This window comes from Nonomuraea sp. NPDC005692 (genome assembly GCF_040631115.1).
Classification (GTDB): domain Bacteria; phylum Actinomycetota; class Actinomycetes; order Streptosporangiales; family Streptosporangiaceae; genus Nonomuraea.
Map to the genome: position 1 here is coordinate 389,682 of NZ_JBEXYU010000003.1, position 16,139 is coordinate 405,820.

Genomic DNA, 16,139 nt, shown 5'->3' on the forward strand with positions numbered 1-16,139 from the left:
GAATCGCCGAGCGGGCCCAAGATTTTACCCACCGACCTTTTGCGACTTCTCTACCTGCGAAGACGGCCGCTGGGAAACTGGCATGCGGCTGGAGGTACGAGCGTTCGGGGGCGATGCGGTGCTTATGGTTCGGCGCGTGATCCCGGTGGTGGCGGCCGTCACCGTCCTGGTCCTGGCGGCAGGCGGGGGAGTCGGGCAGGCGATGCGGCTGGCGGCGTCGCCGACCCCCTGGCCGGAACGCGACGTGACCGAGCTCGCGGAGCCGCAACCGAAGGCCGCCTGGCCTCAGAACCCGGAACAGGACGCAGTCGGACCGGCAGGCGCGGAGCTGGGAGCGACCGGATCGGCAGGCTCGGCGCTGGAGGCGGCCGGGTCGGCAGGGCCGGAGCTTGGGGCGGCCGGGTCGGCAGGGCCGGAGCTTGGGGCGCCCGAGCTGGATGCGGCGAGGGTGGAGCGGGGCGTTGCCGGGCGCGTGCGGCCGGCGCCTGGGCGGGAGACGCTCTCCTGGACCGAGTGCGGCGGCGGGCTGCGGTGCGCCACGTTGCCCGTCCCCGCTGACTGGGCCAGGCCGCGCGAGGCCCGCGTGGCCGTACAGCTCGCCATGCTGCCCGCCCAGGACCCGCTGCGGCGGCTCGGCGCGCTGGTGGTCAACACGGGGTCCGCATCGGTCGTACGAGAGGTCGCGGCGCGGCCGGACACCGTGGGCGAACTGGCCAGGTGGTTCGACGTCGTGCTGGTCGAGGCGCGCGGGGCCGGGGACGGGGGGCACGCGGGGGCGTGCCCCCGGTCCCGGCCGGTCCCGGCCCGGCTGCAGGTGGCCGAGGGGCGGACGGCCTGGCGCATGTTCGCCCGGGACAACGCCGCCTACGACCGGTCCTGCCGTGCCGCGCTCGGGCCCGCCTACGCCGGGCTGACGTCCTGGCAGGTCGCCCACGACCTCGATGCCGTACGCGCCGCGCTGGGGGAGTCGCGGCTGCGCTACCTCGGCAACGGCTACGGGAGCGTGTACGGGCAGGCGTACCTGGAGCTGTTCCCCGGCCGGGCCGGGCGGATGTACCTGGAGGGGCTGCCCGACCACACCGAGACCGGGCTCGAACGGCGGCTGCTCGCCCACGCCCGCGCCCAGGAGCGGCAGCTCGGGTACTTCCGCGACTGGTGCCGGAACCGTCCCGGCTGCCCGCTCGGCCACGCGGACGCCGTCCGGGTGTTCGACGGCCTGGTCAGGCGCGCGCCTCTGGGGCTCGGCGGCGGCGAGCGTACGGTGAGCGGGCACGAGATCGCCGCCGCCGTCTGGGCGGGCCTCACGCCCGCACGGTGGCCGGCGCTCGCGCACGCCCTCTCCAGAGCCAGAACGGGCGACGCCACGGGCCTGGCCGCCCTGCTCCCCGCCGAGCCCCCACAGGCCACCCCGCCCAGCCCGACGGGAGCAACCCCCGGCGCAGGGCAGGCGCCTCCCGGTACGACGGGAGCATCCCTCGGCGCAGGGCGGACGCCTCCCGGAGCGGCCGGGGCACGGTCTCCTGAGGCGCCGCCGGAGATACCAGGGCCGACGCCTCGAGCGACGGCGGGCGTGGCTCCTCAGGGTGGCACGGTGGCTCCTGGCGCGGCGGTTCCTGGCGCGGCGGTTCCTGGTGTGGCGGGGGGAGGCGTCGCGTCCGGGGCGCGGGTGGCTGCGGGGGCGGTCGGAGCGGTGCCCCAGCCTGGGACGACGGTTCCCCGTGCGGTGGGGGGAGTGGGGGAGACGGGGCCGGGGAGCGCGGAGGGGGTCAGGTGGTGCCATGACTTCGGGCTGGCGGTGCCCGGTTATCGCCGGTTCCTCCAGATGGAGGCACGACTGCGGAAGGCGGCCCCCCGGGTGGGGTGGTTGAGCGGGCGGGCGGAGGTCGCCAGGTGCCTGGGGGCGGCGCGCTCGCCGGGCTGGGCGCCGCACCCGCTCGCGGCCGGGCTCAGGGTGCCGCCGGTGCTGGTCGGCGTGGGACGGCTGGACAACGAGACGCCGTCCTCCGGGGCGGCGCGGGTGGCCGGGCAGATCTCCGGGGCGAGGGTGCTGTGGCACGGGGACGGGCAGGGCGCGTACCTGGCGCAGGGCGTGAGCAGGCTGCGCGCGGCCTGCCTGCGTACGAAGGTGCACGACTACCTGGTCAACGGCGTGCTGCCGAAGCCGGGCACGTTCTGCCCGGGCGAGCTCACGGCGGGCAACGCTCCCTAGTACTCCAGCTGTAGATCATGATCTTCAGGTCTGATTCGCGGCGGCCCGCAGCTTGGAATTGCCGCCGTAGACCTCATCGCCCGCGACCCAGCCCACACGGTGCCCAGCCCACACGGTGCCCGGCGTCAAGGAACCGGCCGATCATGCGGGCGGCCAGCTCCGGCTTGGTCGCGAAGACGGTGTCCTCGCCCAGTCCCGCCGCCCGGCAGCGGTCCGGGTCGCACGTCCACGTGCGTGGGACGTACAGCTCGCGGTCGATCGCCGCGTGTCCGCGGCGGCCTGTATGGACGAGGTGGAGAGCGGCCTGAGCGTTTTCGATCCTCCCGGCCGCGCCGGTGTACTGGTGCTGGACACCCACGGTGTGCGTGCCCTTCTTCACGTCCCCGGTCACGTACTCGCGCACGTCATCGCGCACGGTGTCGGCATCCCACCTATCCCGGCCGAGCAGGTGCTGCATTCCATGCGGACCGCACTCGACGCCGGGGTTCAACCCGCGCGAACCGGCCCGCTGTCCGGGACATCAGGACCTCGAACGCCTCCTGCCGACGGGCAGGGTCTACGCTGTGACTCGCGGCCACGCGTGATCTTCAGTCTTCACACGCCGATGATCAATGGTGGCCGCGCTCGCATCCCTTCCGTGTCCCGCACGGGGCACGCAGCGTTCGCCCGCCGTCTCGTGCCAGGAGGACACATGCAACGCGGTGAAGTCTGGTGGGTCGACTTCGATGAGCGACGCCCGGTCGTGCTGCTCTCGGACGAGGAGTCATCCGCGTTTCAGGCGATGCAGGTCGTTGCGCCAGCGGACGTCGACATGAGCGGTTTGGGCGTTGAAGTTGCCGTAGGAGCACCGGAAGGACTGCCCTTCGAAGGCGTGCTGCGGTTCGCGTTCCCGCGTCCAGGCTTTACTCCGTGCACATGGTTGACCACCGTGGCCCGGGACGACCTGATCGAGCGGGCGGGCGTGTTGTCCTCCGTGAAGCTCAGCGAGGTTGGAGAAGCCCTCCGTGCCGCTGGACAGAGGACGGAGTGGACCCCGATGACGGCTGCCAGGTACAGCGAGATCAAAGAAGCCCGCCGTCTCGAAGGACCCGAGTAGCGGACGCCTGTGCTGCCCAGCTTGATCTCCTCGACGACTGACCGCTGCCCCCTCTCCACCGCACTCCAGCAACAAGATCGCGATCTACGGCTGGAGTACTGGCCGGAAGCGTGAGAGGACGTCCGGGTCAGGAGCCCGGAGGGCGTGAAAGTCGGCGGTGGGGACGGGGAGACAGCCGATAGGGTGCTGGCGTGATGGTCGAACGGGCGGTGGCGGCGGACGCGGGAGAGATCCTCACCCTGCAACGGGCGGCGTACGTGAGCGAGGCCCAGCTCTACGGCGACCCCTACATCCCGCCGCTCGTGGAGTCGCTGGAGCAGGTGCGCAAGGCCGTCGAGACGGGCGTCGTGCTCAAGGCCGTGGACGCCGGCCGGATCGTCGGCGCGGTGCGCGGGCAGGTGGCCGGCACCACTTGCCTGGTCGGGCGGCTCGTGGTCGCGCCCGACCGGCAGGGGCAGGGGCTCGGTACGGCCCTGCTCGCGGCGCTGCACGAGCAGGTGCCGGAGGCGGGGGCGTTCGACCTGTTCACGGGGCATCTGTCGGAGGGGAACCTGCGGCTGTACCGGCGGCTCGGCTACCGGGAGACCCGGCGGGAGCGGATGGACGACCATCTCACCCTGATCCACCTGCGTCGCAGTACGGACTGATCGCTTCGCCGGGGCGCGCACGGCCGTCCGCCTGCGACGACGCCGTCCCGCCCGGCACCCGGATCCGACCGATCCACAAGACGCACTCCCGATGCTGCCGCGCATGCGTATGAGAAAGCTCGTGTGGCCCGCGGTCGTGCTCACCTGACCGCGCTCGTCACCGCCCTCGCCGCGGCGAACGGACCGTATCAGCGACTTCAACGGCGACGGCTACCAGGACCTGGCGCTGGGCACTCCCAAGGCGTCAAGATCGGCAGCGACGGCGCGGCCGAGATCGTCCTGGGCGCGCCCAACGCCACGGCGTCCGGGCAGGCGGGGGCGGGCGGGATCATGGTGAGCCCGGGGTCGAAGAGCTCACCTCGCGGCCCGTCTCAGCTCCCAGGACGCCATGACGGCCTCGACAGGAGCGCGACCGACCCGATCGGTGAGCAGTCGCAGGCGGGCGACCGCTTCGGGCAGACGGTCAAGGTGCTGGACGTCACCGGTGACGGCAAGGCCGAGGTCGTCGTGGGCGCCCCGGCCAAGAACGGCGGCGCGGGCATGCTCGTCGTCCTGCGCGGCTCGTCCGGCGGCGTCTCGGCCACGGGCACCCAGGTCTTCCACGCGGACCAGTTCGGCCTCGCCTCGCCCGACACCGCGTTCGGCAAGCTCCTGGCCCGGTAGCCCGTGCCCGGTCCGGGCGCGGCCGGTCCGGGCACGTCTCGTGGTCAGGCGTTCAGCGATCTCCGCACGGCGGCGTCCACGAACTGGCGCACCTCCTGCTCGGTGAAGATGTCGGGCAGGGTCAGCCGCTCGACGATGAGCCAGTTCAGGGCGAGGTAGAGGAGGACCACCGAGGTCGAGTCGCCGGGCAGGCCCGACTTCGCGTGGTAGCCGATGTTGGCGTCGATGTCCTCGCGGATGCGCTTGGTGAGCACGGCGCGCAGCTCAGGACGCCGGGTGGACTCCAGCCGGAGCTCGAGCAGGGCCAGGTAGCCGGAGTTGAAGGCGGTGATCCGGTCCACCAGCTCGTGCATGAGCTCGGCGTAGCGGGTCTCGTCCTGCACGCCTTCCTGGCCGCGAGCGAGCGTGGCCTCGTCGGGCAGCAATCGTTCATAGATGCGTCCGCCGACCTGGGTGAACAGGTCGTCGCGGTTGGCGAAGTAGTTGGAGGCCGTGCCGGGGGGCACGGCCGCCTCGGCGTCGACGGCCCGGAACGTCAGCCCGCGCGCTCCTTCCCTGGCCAGCACCTCGATGGCCGCGTCGATCAGCGCCTGCCTCCGCTCGGGGTTCTTCCGCACTTGACACCACTCCACTCGTAGTACTATGTTCAAACCACTTCACACATAGTACTACAGCAGGAGTTGCTCCGTATGCGCAAGCTCGTCTACTACATCGGCGTCTCCCTCGACGGCTACATCGCCGGGCCCGGCGCCGAGTTCGACTTCTACCCCGTGTCCGCCCAGATGGCCGACTGGATCAACACCCGTTATCCCGAGACGCTGCCCACCCACGTCCGCAAGCTTGTCGGCCTTGAGGGCGTGCCCAACAAGGTGTTCGACACCCTGGTGATGGGCCGCGGCACCTTCGAGCCGGCCCTGGAAGTGCCCACCACCAGCCCCTACTCCCACCTGCGCCAGTACGTCGTCTCCAGCACGCTGACGATCGACGACCCCGCGGTGCACGTCGAGACGGGCGACCCGATCGAGCTCGTCCGGCGGCTGAAGGCCGAGGACACCGGCATGGACATCTACCTCTGCGGCGGCGGCAAGCTCGCCGGCTCCCTGCTGCCGGAGATCGACGAGATCATCCTCAAGCGCTACCCCGTGGTGGCGGGGGCGGGCATCTCCATGTTCTCCGGCCGGTTCAGCCCCACCCTGTTCACCCCCACCAGGCGCGAGTCCTTCGACAACGGCGCCCAGGTCACCTGGCTCACCCGGGCCTGACACAAACCCCCCAAGGAGGAAAAGTATGCATATCAAGCTCCCCGCCACGATCACCCAGGCCAAGTCCGGTCAGCAGGCCCGCTCTCCGCACCGGCACGACCAGCCGGCGCGCGACCTCAAGCCCACGGGCCGGGCCAACCTCTCCCGCCGTCCGACCGCCGCCCCGCGCCGCGGTGGATACTGAGCGAGCCGGCGGGATGACCGGGTACGCCGGGATGGGTAGTCTTTTCCGGTGCTGAAGATTGGGCTGACCGGCGGCATCGGCTCCGGCAAGAGCGAGGTGTCCAAGCGGCTGTCGGCCAGGGGCGCCGTCGTCATCGACGCCGACAAGATCGCGCGTGAGGTGGTCGAGCCCGGCACGGTGGGGCTGTCCCGGGTGGTGGCCGCGTTCGGGGAAGGGGTGCTGCGCCCCGACGGCTCGCTGAACCGGGAGCGGCTGGGCTCGGTGGTCTTCGCCGACCCCGACCGGCTGGCCGCGCTCAACGCGATCGTGCATCCGCTGGTGGGGGAGCGGGTGGCCGAGTTGCAGGGGCAGGCGGCCGACGACGCGATCGTGGTCTACGACGTGCCGCTGCTCGTGGAGAACAAACTGGCGTCCATGTACGACCTGGTGATCGTGGTCGACGCGGCCGACGAGGTGCGGATCCGGCGCCTCGCCGACCATCGCGGCATGCCGGAGGCCGACGCCAAGGCCCGCATCGCCGCCCAGGCGAGCCGGGAGGACCGCCTGGCCGCCGCCGACCTGGTGATCCCCAACGAGGGCTCGCTCGCCGACCTGGAGACCCGGGTCGACGAGGTCTGGCACGAGCTCGTACGCCGCGCCGCCCGCGGCTAGTCACCCATCGGTCAGAAGGGCGAGTCGAGCGGCACCTGACGCACCCCCGGCAGGTACGGATCCAGCTCCCCCAGCTCGAACCGCGACATCCCGATGACGTGCCAGAACTGACCGCCCGGCTCGCCGTGCACCTTGTAGCGCCCGTCCGGCGTCAGCGAGGCCCACCCCTCGGGCAGCCCCAGCAGCGTCGCCCGCCGCTCGCCGCCCTCCCAGAGGATCACCACGCCGTCGTCGCCCGCGCTGGCCAGCAGGTCGGACGTGGGGCTGTAGGCCACCGACCACACCCGGCGCGCGTGCCCGGTGAGGGTGTGCAGCAGCCGCCCGGTCGCGGTCTCCCACACCCGTACGGTCATGTCGTCGCCGCCGGTGGCCAGGTGGCGGCTCGTGGCGTCGAAGGCCAGGCTCCACAGCCGGCCGTCGTGCTGGGTGAGCGTGTGCGCCAGGCGCGGCTGCCAGGGTTGGCCGGGACGCAGCTCCCACACCATCGCGCGGCCGTCGTTGCCGGCGCTGGCCAGGTAGCGGCCGTCGGGGGAGAAGGCCACGGAGTACACCCGGTCGGTGTGGCCCTCCAGCGTCGCCACCCGGCCGCCGGAGGCGACGTGCCACAGGCGGACGAGCTTGTCGTCGCAGCCGGTGGCCACGTAGTCGCCGAGGGGGCTGAAGGCGATCGAGCGCACCCGCCCCCGGTGGTCGACCAGGTCGACGGCCATCCGGCCGGTCGGCCGGTACCAGATCTTGACGCTGTCGTCGTCGTTGGCCGTGGCCAGCATGTTGCCGTCGGGGCTGAACGCCTCGGCCCACACGTGGTCGGTCTCGGCGTGCAGCTCGCGCTCGTAGTCGCCGGTGGTGGCGTTCCAGAAGTGCACGCCGCCGTCGTTGCTGGAGGTGGCCAGCACCGGGCCGGCGGGCGAGAACAGCGCGGAGATCAGCCGGTCGGCGGTGCCGGTGAACTCCCGCAGCCGCCGCCCGGTGTGCGGCTCCCACACCCGGACGACGCCGTCGTTGCCGCTGGTGGCCAGCATCGAGCCGTCGGCGCTGAAGCGCACCGACGAGATGCGCCGGCCGTGGCCGCGCAGCACCCGCTGGCACTGCCCGGAGAGCGGGTCCCACAGGCGGACGGTGCCGTCGTTGCTGCTGGTGGCCAGCTGCTGGCCGTCGGGACGGAACGCGAACGGCCAGACCGAGCTGCGGTGGCCGGTCAGCTCGACGCGCTTGCCGCCGCCCACGGGCTGCAGCCGGACCGTGCCGCCGGAGTCGCCGCTGGCCACCGTGCGGCCGTCGGGGCTGAAGGTGACCTGGTAGACGGCCGCCGTGTGGGTGGTGTGCACGCCGAGCGGCTCGCCGGACGCCTGCCACAGGCGGACGCTGCCGGCGGTGTCGCCGCTGGCCAGCATCGAGCCGTCGGGGGAGAACGTCAGGCAGTAGACGCTGCCGGCGTGCCCGGTCAGCTCGTGCCGGGGCGACCAGGTGGCGGTGTCCCAGAGCCGGATCGTGCCCGCCTCGTCGCCGGTGGCCAGCAGGGTGCCGTCGGGGCTGTGCACGGCCCGGAAGACGCTGCCGCGGTGGCCGTCGAGGGTCACGGCCGTCTCCCCGGCGGTCAGGTCCCAGACCCGGACGACGCCCGCCGAGTCGCCGGTCACGAGCTGCGAGCGGCCGAAGGAGGCGGTGTAGACCGGCGCGCGGTGGCCCGGGAGCTCGTGGAGCAGCCGGCCGGTCGCGGTCTCCCACACCCGGACCACGCCGTCGCCGCCGCCGGCCGCCACCAGCTCGCCCGAGGCGCTGAGGCGTAGCGGCCACACGCCGTCGGGATGGCCGGTCAGGGTGTGCAGGCGCCGGCCGGTGAGGCTGTCCCAGAGCAGGACCGTGCCGTCGCTCGCGCCGGTGGCCAGCAGGTCGCCGGCGAAGGTGACGGCGTAGACGCGGCCGCGGTGGCCCTGGAGGGTGCGTACCGGGGAGCCGCCGGCGCACAGCAGCACGCCGCCGTCCTCGTTGCCGATGGCGATGGTCGAGCCGTCGGGGCTGTAGGCGATGGGCTCGGGCAGGCGGGAGGTCTGGAAGTGGTAGCCGTACGGGACGCCGATGCCGGCGGGCGCGAACTCCACCTCCACCGGCTGGCCCGGCACCACCGCCGCGCCCGGCAGGTGCGGCAGCGTGCCGGTGACGTTGATCAGGGACGCCCGGTGCCAGCGGGCGCCCTCGACCGTGACGTCGCTCAGGTCGACCTGCGCCAGCCGCGCGCCCGACAGGTCGGCCCCGGTCAGGTCGGCGCCGGTCAGCCTGGCGCCGTCGAGCCGGGCGCCGGCCAGGCTGGCGTCACGCAGCACGGCCCTGGACAGGTTCGTGCCGGCCAGGGTGGCCTCCGACAGGTCGGCGCCGGTCAGGTCGACCTCCTGCAGGTCGCGCGCCGACAGGTCTTCGCCCTTGAGGTTCGCGCCGCGCAGGTCGGCCTTGGCCGGGGTACGCAGCCTGGCCGCGATCTTGACCGCGTTCGCCCTGGCCACGTCGTCGGCGGGCGGGTCGGCCACCCAGGCGCGCAACGCCCGTACGTCGGCCAGGTCGCACAGGAACTCGACGGTCAGCGCCGACAGCGGCCTGCGGGTCAGCGGGAGGGGATTGTCGAGGTTCGCGGCGATGTGGCGGGCGATGAGCCACTCCATCACCGAGGCGTGGATGAACCCGAACATGCCCTCCTCGGTGCGCACGAGCAGGCTGCCCGAGCCCATCGCGTGCGCGGCGTGCGCGGGCGAGAGCTGGCCCGAGGCCAGGTCGCTCAGCGTCTCGCCGATCTCGGTCAGCTCGTCGACGCCGAGCAGCGTCTCGCCGCTGTCCCACAGGCGCAGCGCCAGCGCGGTCACCACCCGCCACAGCTCGCCGATCGACAACGCGCCGGGCGAGCCGGGGACGCGGGCCCGCCGCTCCTCGAAGGCCAGCCAGGTGCTGAGGATCTCCTCGTACAGCAGGGCCGGGCTGAGGGTGTGCTGGGCGCCGGCGACCGTGCGCAGGCGGTCGGCGTCGAGGTCGGCGATGAAGCTGAGCATGCGCGGGTTCTGGGCCAGCGCGAGCAGGTCCTTGATCTCGCCCATGAGCGACATGCGGGCGCCGGCCTCGTCGCCGTCGTCGAAGCGGTTGGCCAGGTAGGAGCGGATCTGGTCGTGCGTGAAGTCCTCCACGCTGAGCACCCGCCGCTGCGGCAGCACGCCCACCATCTCGCCGAGCGAGGTCAGCACCTGGCTGTGCGACTTGAAGTGCTGCGTACGGCTGGCCACCACGATCTTGGCCTTGTCCTCGGCCGCGGCGAGCAGGGTGGCCAGGTGGTCGGCCGCCCGGTCGTAGGTCAGCCGGGTGACCAGCTCGTCGAACCCGTCGAACAGCAGCACGATGCGCCCCTGCCGGAGCAGGTAGCGGAACGCCTTGAGGTCGATGAACTCCTCGCCGTGCCCGGCCAGGTGCGCGGCGACCAGGGCGTCGACCGAGTGGGCCTTGTCGAGGGCGCGCAGCTCGATGAAGATCGGCGTCAGGTGCGGCAGCTCGGCCGGGATGCGCCTGGCCAGCTCGCGCAGCGCGAACGTCTTGCCGTGGCCGAAGTCGCCGAGCATCAGCAGGAAACGGCCGTGGTCGGTGGCCAGCAGCCGCATCAGCTCGTCGGTGAGCCCCTGCCTGATCTGGCTGCCCGGCCGGTCGAGCTCGCGGTAGCGCTGGGGGACGTAGAGGCCGGGCGGGTAGCGGCGGTCGCCGGTGAGCCTGGCGGTCTGCTCGGCGACGTACCCCGACAGGTCGAGCAGGCCCTGGAACTCCACGAAGCTGCGCGTCCGCACGCCCTTGCGCATGAGGTCGTCGCGGAGCGCGCGGGAGGCCGGCGGGCCCTGGTAGACCAGCTCGGCGGCCAGGTCGGCGGCATGGGCGCGGCGGGCGAACCCGGTCGCGGCGGCCTCGGTCAGCTCGCCGACGTGCGCGCCGATCATGAGCTGCCGGACGAACCCGTCCTCGGGGTGGGTGACCACCAGGTGGTCGGGGAAGCGGCGGATCTTGGCCCGCTCGTGCCGGGCCTCGCAGACCTCGGTGATGCGGTCGAGCAGCAGCTCGACGGGGCTCGGCTCGCGCTCCTCGGGCTGGGCGGCGGGCGGCGGGGTGCCGGGGGTCTCGCCGGTGAACGTGGCCCGCACCGCCCGCCAGCCGTGCCGGGCGCGTGCGGGCTTGCCGGTGTCGGGCGTCCAGGTGCGCATGCCGTCGGGGGAGATCTCGACCACCTGGTGGCGGCCGGAGCGCGGGGCCACGACCGCGGCGAAGCCCGGCCGCGGCTCTGCGGCCGGGACGCCCGCGCCGGACCCGTGGAAGAGCAGGTTGAGCCGGTGGGTGAGCAGCCGGTCGAAGGTGGGGGCGTCCCGCAACGCGGCGGGCGGATGGCCGATCGCGCCCAGCCGCAGCCAGGCGCTCTCCTCGTAGGGACGCAGCCGCTCGGCGAACCACGCGGCCTGGGCCTCGCCCAGCAGCGCGTACGCGTCGCGCTCCAGATGGCTCATCGCCATCGTGGAGTTGAGCCCGGCCACGACCACCCTCAGGTCGGGCACCTCGAACAACGTCCAGGGCTGGCCGCCGTCGAACACCCGGTCGTCCAGCCCCTGGTACACCTCGCGGAACAGCCCGGCGAAATGCCGCCACTTGGGCCAGTAGGGGGGCTGCGGGCTCACGTCGTCGGCCTCGCAGGTCATGAAGTACGCGCTGGCCGCGGCCTTGGTGACGTCGCGCGGGCCGGGCAGCAGCACCAGCCGGTGGGGCTCCAGCCCGATCAGCAGCCGCAGCTCGGTGACGAACTGCGTGGCCTGCGCGAACTGCCCGAGGCTGCCGGACTCGGTCAGGTCGCCGCTCACCACCATCAGGTCGGGACGCGGCATGCCCCGGTCGTACATGGCGGTCAGGTCGGCCCAGATGCGGGCCTGCATGTCCTCCGGCGTGAACGGCTCGCCGGGATCGGGCAGCGCCCGCCCGAACCTCGGCCCGCCGATGTGCAGGACATTGACCGACTCGCGCCCGCGGTCGTCGCCGCCCGAGGGCGGGAACTTGGGGGCCGTCACCGGGGTGCGGCGGGCCCTGGCCAGGTCGGCCGTCGGGGGCAGCGTCGGAGGGGCCGGGGGCGGGACGGCCCGGCCGGTGGGGAAGGCGGGGGCGGCCTCCGGCTTGGCCCGCCCGGCCAGCGCCTCGCCGACCCGGCCCAGCAGCAGCGCCCTGGCCTGCCCGGAGTCGGTGACGCCGAGCAGGTCGACCCAGGTGATCGTGGACAGCAGGCCCTCCAGCTGCACGTCCTCCAGCCGGATCGTGACGAGCTTGTTGGAGGGGTTGTCGGGGTCGGCGCGCATGGCCGCCTGCCACTCCATGCGCCCGTAGCGCGAGGTGAGGTAGTTGCGCGAGAGCACGGCCACGACGAGCTGCGCCTCACTGACCCCGCGGTCCATGAAGTCGATGAAGTTGGTGCCGGGCACGAAGTCCCAGGCTTGGATCATGGTCCGGTAGCCGGCCGCCTCCAGCTCCCAGGCGATCCAGGTCGCCCAGGCGGTGTCGGCCGGGGAGTAGCTGACGAAGATCTCGGTCGGCCTGCCGTCACGTGCCATCTGCTCAGTATCCACCGAGGAATCGGTGATTTGGAGTCAGTGTGCGATCATCGTCGAGTGTGGCGGCGTCTGGCTGTGCTCGATCTGATCCGGATCGGGCTGCTTGCTCTCGGTCTGGTCTTCGTGGCGACCGGTCTGCTGCCGTGGCGCGACGCCGTCGAGAGCCTGGAGACGATCGGGCCGCTGCTGATCTTCCTGGTCGCCATCATCGTGCTGGCCGAGCTGACCAAGGAAGCGCAGGTCTTCGACGCCATCGCGGCCAGGATGGCGGTGCTCGGCCGCGGTAACTACACCGCACTTTTCTTTCTTTGTACGGCTTTCGCGTCATTTGTCACCATATTTCTGAACCTTGACACCACCGCCGTCCTGCTCACCCCCGTCATGCTCGCCCTGGCGCCGCGGGCCCGCATCGCCGCCCTGCCGCTGGCGATGACCACCATCTGGCTGGCCAACACCGCGAGCCTGCTGCTGCCGGTCTCCAACCTGACCAACCTGCTCGCCATGGACAAGCTCGGCCTCGACGCCCAGGGCTTCGCCGCCCGCATGTGGGCCCCGCAGCTCGCCTCGATCGCGGTGACGATGGTGTTCCTGTGGGTGTTCTTCTGGCGCCGGGGCGAGCGCCGCGACCTGCGTTACACGCCGCCGGTGCTGGAGCCGGTGGCCGACCGCGTGCTGTTCGGCGCGGCCGCGGCGGGCTGCCTGCTGTTCATCGCCCTGCTGCTGCTCAAGGCGCACGTCGCCGTCGCCGCCACCGCCGCGGCCGTGCTGGTGGTGCTGGCCTTCCTGGTGCGCGACCGGGCCAAGCTGACCTGGAGCCTGCTGCCCTGGCAGCTCGTCGTCTTCGTGACCGGGCTGTTCCTGGTGGTGCCCACGCTCAGCGCCCACGGGCTCGACGCGCTGATGACGTGGATGATCGGCACGGAGGGCGACCCGTACCGGACGGCGGCGGTGGGCGCGGGCCTGTCGAACGCGATCAACAACCTGCCCGCCTACAAGGCCGTCGAGGCCGTGATCTCGGCTGCCGACCAGGACCGCCTGCTGGCCCTGCTGGTGGGCACGAACGTGGGCACGGTGATCACCCCGTGGGCCTCGCTGGCCACGCTCCTGTGGTTCGAGTCGTGCCGCCGCCACGGCGTCGCGGTGCCGCTGCGCCGCTTCCTGCTGACCGGCGCCGGCCTGGCCGTCGTCGGGCTGCCGGCCACGGTCTGGGCCCTCGTCACCTTCGGCTGAGCAGCGGGGGCGTCAGCCGGGCAGCAGCGACATCAGCCCGGGAAGCGCCTGCGGGTGGGCGGCCACGAAGCTGCGGTCGTCGGCCGAGCCGTCGATGCTCTCCTCGAACGGGCCGCCGTCGAGCGCCCTGATCTCGATCCCGGCCTCCTGGGCCAGCAGCGCGCCGGCCGGCAGGTCGACCGCCTCGGCGCGGTAGCCGACGATGCCGTCGATGTCGCCGCGGGCCAGCATCGCCCACGACAGCAGCGGCGCCCACAGTTGCAGCACCCGCCGCGCGCCGACCTCCAGCGCCGCCTTCAACGCCAGTACGGTGGCGTCGCCCCTGTTCACGCCGTACCCCTGGGTCCAGGCCAGCAGCGGGCCGTGCGGGCTGGCCGTGTACGGCGGCGCCAGCCGCGCCCCCGTGGACGCCACGGCACCGCGCCCCCGGATCGCCGACCACGTCTGGGCCGTCACCGGGTCGTGCACCACGCCCAGCACCGGCCGCCCGGCCCGGCACAACGCCACCCCCACGACGTACGTGGGCAGCCCGATGGCCACGTTGTTGGTGCCGTCGAGCGGGTCGACCAGCCACGTCCACTCGCCGCCCGCCGCGCCGATCAGTCCGGACTCCTCGGCCACGATCGCGTGCGAGGGGAAGGCCGTCAGGATGCGCTCGACCAGCAGCTTCTCCGAGGCCAGGTCGAGATCGGTGACGACGTCGCCGGCGTCGCCCTTGGCCCGGATGCCGACGGCCCCACGCGTGCCCGCCGCGAGCAGCGCCCCGGCGGCCTGGGCGGCCTCGACGGCCACAGAGCGAGCGTGATCCAGGTCCATCGGGCACCCCTCAGGTCAGGTGGGCGGTGATCAGCCGGACGGCCAGCGCCGTCTCCTCGGCGTTCAGTGGTTCCCGGGGAACGTGGTGGCTGCCCGCCCCGAGCGGGCCGAGCGACAGGTCGCGGCTGCCGGGCCGGCCGCGCCCGAGCGCGATCGTGGCCGCCTCGCCGCCCTCCGGCACCACGCTGCTGTGGAAGCGGTCGGCCGACAGGGTGTAGGTGTCGCCTGGGCCGAACAGCTCCACCAGCCCGGTCGCGTGCCGCACGGTGCGGCGGGTGGGCGAGATGCGGTCGCCGTCGGCGCCGCTGACCACCTCGAACACCCGGTGCGTGGCGTCGGGCCCCGCGTCGGTGACCACCGCGTGCACGTTGCGCACCTGGCCGTAGAGCACGTGGCTGACCAGGTCCCAGCTGTGGCAGTGGATCTGCGAGGTGGTGCTCTCGGCGTGCTGGAGCGAGTCGGACCACAGGTGGAGGCATACCCCCTCGCCGCCCTCACGCTCCAGCGGCAGGCAGACGAAGCCGAGCGGATGGCGTACGGCCCTGGGGCGCGCGGTTTCCCTCAGCACGCCGAGCGCCCACGACCTGGCCTGTCCGTCGCGGACCCGCTGGAAGACCGACCGATAGCTCATGAGTCGCACTCACGTTCCGTCTCGTCGGAGGGCCGCAGGACGCGCCTCGCCGTAGGGATCGACGGCGCGCAGGGCCTTGCGCGCGATGTCCACGACGTCGCGGCCGTCGTAGGCCTTGGGAAGGGGCACCCCGATGCGACCGAACAGGTCCTGGACCTCCTCGATCGTGGGCTCGTCGCCGAGCGGCGCCTTCTTGTACATGTCCATCGGCACCCGCCGCGCCTGCTCGAAGCTGAGCCGCAGCTCGGTGTCGCAGTTCTCGTAGTAGAACGTGCCGGCCAGCGCGGTCATGGCGCGGTTGGGGTCCTCCACCGTCATGATCAGCCGGGTGGCCGACAGGTCCCAGCGGAAGGTCGTCATCGACGACGACAGGCCGACCTCGATGTCGAGCAGGCCGTAACGCTGGCGGTACCAGAAGGCGGCCAGGATCGTCGCGTACGACTCCTTCCTGACCCGGTCGGTCGTCCACGTCTCGCCGGTCGCGTCGGGGGAGTCCGACAGGGAGCGCCGGTAGTGGGCGTACGTCTCGCACACCTCGACGTTGGACGGGTCGATCACCTCGACCCGCACCACGAGGTGCCGTTTCTCCCGGCGGGCCGCTGCCACGCACTCGGGCAGAGTGACCGCGCGCAGGTAGGTGCCGGTGCCGCCCTTGAAGCTCCACCGGGTGGTGTCCTTGCGCGCCTCGGCGTGCATCTGGGCGATCTCCTGCTTGCTGCCCAGCACCCTGACGAGCTGCAGCGCGTCGAGGGCCTTGCGGGTGCCGTGGACGAGCGTCTCGATCTCCTCCAGCCGCGACAGCCGGACGGGCAGCTGGGCCAGCGCGCCGGAGGTGATGGTCTCCTCGACCGGGGCCTGACGGGCGCGGTCGCGCAGCAGGGCGGTGGCCACCAGCGCCATGATCACCAGCGTCGCGGCGTTGACGAGCTGGGTCTGCACATCGGTCGGCACCACCTCGTCGGGCATGATGCCGAGCACGCCGATCACGACGGCCAGTAACAGCGCGATGGCGCCGTCGGCGTTCTGGGCCGCCCATGGGGCGACCCGCTTCAGCGCCGCCATGAACCGTGCCATCGTTCGCCCGCCCGTCCGACGATCAGTCAATCCCTAGGTCATCGTAACGACCGCCGGCATGCGACTTCCA

Annotated in this window: 14 protein-coding genes and 1 pseudogene; 9 read left to right on the forward strand and 6 right to left on the reverse strand. The window is 72.7% G+C overall.

What is annotated here, in order from left to right; genetic code table 11:
- Window positions 1–136 precede the first annotated feature (136 nt).
- Complete coding sequence (locus ABZ459_RS10065; protein ID WP_357968226.1) at window positions 137–2,209, forward strand: alpha/beta hydrolase; 2,073 nt, start codon at window positions 137–139, stop codon at window positions 2,207–2,209.
- A gap of 39 nt (window positions 2,210–2,248) precedes the next feature.
- Here the strand turns inward: ABZ459_RS10065 and ABZ459_RS10070 are convergent.
- Window positions 2,249–2,730, reverse strand: a pseudogene (locus ABZ459_RS10070) (transposase); the annotation flags it as partial.
- A gap of 170 nt (window positions 2,731–2,900) precedes the next feature.
- Here ABZ459_RS10070 and ABZ459_RS10075 point away from each other — a divergent pair.
- From ABZ459_RS10075 to ABZ459_RS10090, 4 genes are all read left to right on the forward strand, one after another.
- Window positions 2,901–3,305 carry a type II toxin-antitoxin system PemK/MazF family toxin gene (locus tag ABZ459_RS10075; protein ID WP_357968229.1) on the forward strand — a complete coding sequence of 135 codons (405 nt, stop codon included), beginning with the start codon at window positions 2,901–2,903 and terminating at the stop codon, window positions 3,303–3,305.
- A 194-nt stretch (window positions 3,306–3,499) separates the two neighbouring features.
- Entirely contained in the window at window positions 3,500–3,952 is a 453-nt protein-coding gene (locus ABZ459_RS10080; protein ID WP_357968516.1) for a GNAT family N-acetyltransferase, read from the forward strand.
- A gap of 187 nt (window positions 3,953–4,139) precedes the next feature.
- The gene (locus ABZ459_RS10085) at window positions 4,140–4,289 is read left to right on the forward strand and encodes an FG-GAP repeat protein (protein WP_357968519.1); all 150 of its coding nucleotides are present in this window, start codon (window positions 4,140–4,142) and stop codon (window positions 4,287–4,289) included.
- A complete protein-coding gene (locus ABZ459_RS10090) occupies window positions 4,283–4,615 on the forward strand; it encodes an FG-GAP repeat protein (protein ID WP_357968522.1) in 333 nt (110 codons plus the stop codon). The genes ABZ459_RS10085 and ABZ459_RS10090 overlap by 7 nt, the downstream gene beginning before the upstream one ends.
- Window positions 4,616–4,659: 44 nt before the next feature.
- Here the strand turns inward: ABZ459_RS10090 and ABZ459_RS10095 are convergent, their stop codons facing one another.
- Complete coding sequence (locus tag ABZ459_RS10095; RefSeq protein ID WP_357968231.1) at window positions 4,660–5,232, reverse strand: TetR family transcriptional regulator; 573 nt, start codon at window positions 5,230–5,232, stop codon at window positions 4,660–4,662.
- Window positions 5,233–5,304: 72 nt separating this feature from the next.
- On the opposite strand from ABZ459_RS10095, the gene ABZ459_RS10100 reads away from it, so the two are divergent.
- The 3 genes from ABZ459_RS10100 to coaE are packed head-to-tail and all read left to right on the forward strand — an operon-like array spanning window position 5,305 to window position 6,712.
- Window positions 5,305–5,877 carry a dihydrofolate reductase family protein gene (locus ABZ459_RS10100; protein ID WP_357968234.1) on the forward strand — a complete coding sequence of 191 codons (573 nt, stop codon included), beginning with the start codon at window positions 5,305–5,307 and terminating at the stop codon, window positions 5,875–5,877.
- A gap of 25 nt (window positions 5,878–5,902) precedes the next feature.
- A complete protein-coding gene (locus ABZ459_RS10105) occupies window positions 5,903–6,061 on the forward strand; it encodes a hypothetical protein (protein ID WP_357968237.1) in 159 nt (52 codons plus the stop codon).
- Between the two features lie 48 nt (window positions 6,062–6,109).
- Window positions 6,110–6,712 carry a dephospho-CoA kinase gene (coaE, locus tag ABZ459_RS10110; protein WP_357968238.1) on the forward strand — a complete coding sequence of 201 codons (603 nt, stop codon included), beginning with the start codon at window positions 6,110–6,112 and terminating at the stop codon, window positions 6,710–6,712.
- Window positions 6,713–6,723: 11 nt separating this feature from the next.
- On the opposite strand, the gene ABZ459_RS10115 is transcribed toward coaE, so the two are convergent.
- Window positions 6,724–12,318, reverse strand: a complete 5,595-nt coding sequence (locus tag ABZ459_RS10115; RefSeq protein ID WP_357968240.1) for a TIR domain-containing protein — start codon at window positions 12,316–12,318, stop codon at window positions 6,724–6,726.
- 75 nt (window positions 12,319–12,393) lie between these two features.
- Here ABZ459_RS10115 and ABZ459_RS10120 point away from each other — a divergent pair, with 75 nt between their 5' ends.
- Window positions 12,394–13,548, forward strand: coding sequence for an SLC13 family permease (locus ABZ459_RS10120; RefSeq protein WP_357968242.1), 1,155 nt, complete (start codon window positions 12,394–12,396; stop codon window positions 13,546–13,548).
- Between the two features lie 12 nt (window positions 13,549–13,560).
- Here the strand turns inward: ABZ459_RS10120 and ABZ459_RS10125 are convergent, their stop codons facing one another.
- Genes ABZ459_RS10125 through ABZ459_RS10135 form a run of 3 tightly spaced genes read right to left on the reverse strand, consistent with a single transcriptional unit; the run spans window position 13,561 to window position 16,057 of the window.
- Window positions 13,561–14,340 carry an inositol monophosphatase family protein gene (locus ABZ459_RS10125; RefSeq protein ID WP_357968245.1) on the reverse strand — a complete coding sequence of 260 codons (780 nt, stop codon included), beginning with the start codon at window positions 14,338–14,340 and terminating at the stop codon, window positions 13,561–13,563.
- Between the two features lie 34 nt (window positions 14,341–14,374).
- Entirely contained in the window at window positions 14,375–14,995 is a 621-nt protein-coding gene (locus ABZ459_RS10130; RefSeq protein ID WP_357968248.1) for a hypothetical protein, read from the reverse strand.
- Between the two features lie 9 nt (window positions 14,996–15,004).
- Entirely contained in the window at window positions 15,005–16,057 is a 1,053-nt protein-coding gene (locus ABZ459_RS10135; protein ID WP_357968251.1) for a hypothetical protein, read from the reverse strand.
- Between the last annotated feature and the right edge of the window lie 82 nt (window positions 16,058–16,139).

Bases quoted from the DNA above. Each gene is read 5' to 3' on its own strand.
- ABZ459_RS10075 (WP_357968229.1), top strand. From the start codon at position 2,901: ATGCAACGCGGTGAAGTCTGGTGGGTCGACTTCGATGAGCGACGCCCG.
- ABZ459_RS10080 (WP_357968516.1), top strand. From the start codon at position 3,500: ATGGTCGAACGGGCGGTGGCGGCGGACGCGGGAGAGATCCTCACCCTG.
- ABZ459_RS10090 (WP_357968522.1), top strand. From the start codon at position 4,283: ATGGTGAGCCCGGGGTCGAAGAGCTCACCTCGCGGCCCGTCTCAGCTC.
- ABZ459_RS10100 (WP_357968234.1), top strand. From the start codon at position 5,305: ATGCGCAAGCTCGTCTACTACATCGGCGTCTCCCTCGACGGCTACATC.
- ABZ459_RS10105 (WP_357968237.1), top strand. From the start codon at position 5,903: ATGCATATCAAGCTCCCCGCCACGATCACCCAGGCCAAGTCCGGTCAG.
- ABZ459_RS10115 (WP_357968240.1), bottom strand. From the start codon at position 12,318: ATGGCACGTGACGGCAGGCCGACCGAGATCTTCGTCAGCTACTCCCCG.
- ABZ459_RS10130 (WP_357968248.1), bottom strand. From the start codon at position 14,995: ATGAGCTATCGGTCGGTCTTCCAGCGGGTCCGCGACGGACAGGCCAGG.
- ABZ459_RS10135 (WP_357968251.1), bottom strand. From the start codon at position 16,057: ATGGCGGCGCTGAAGCGGGTCGCCCCATGGGCGGCCCAGAACGCCGAC.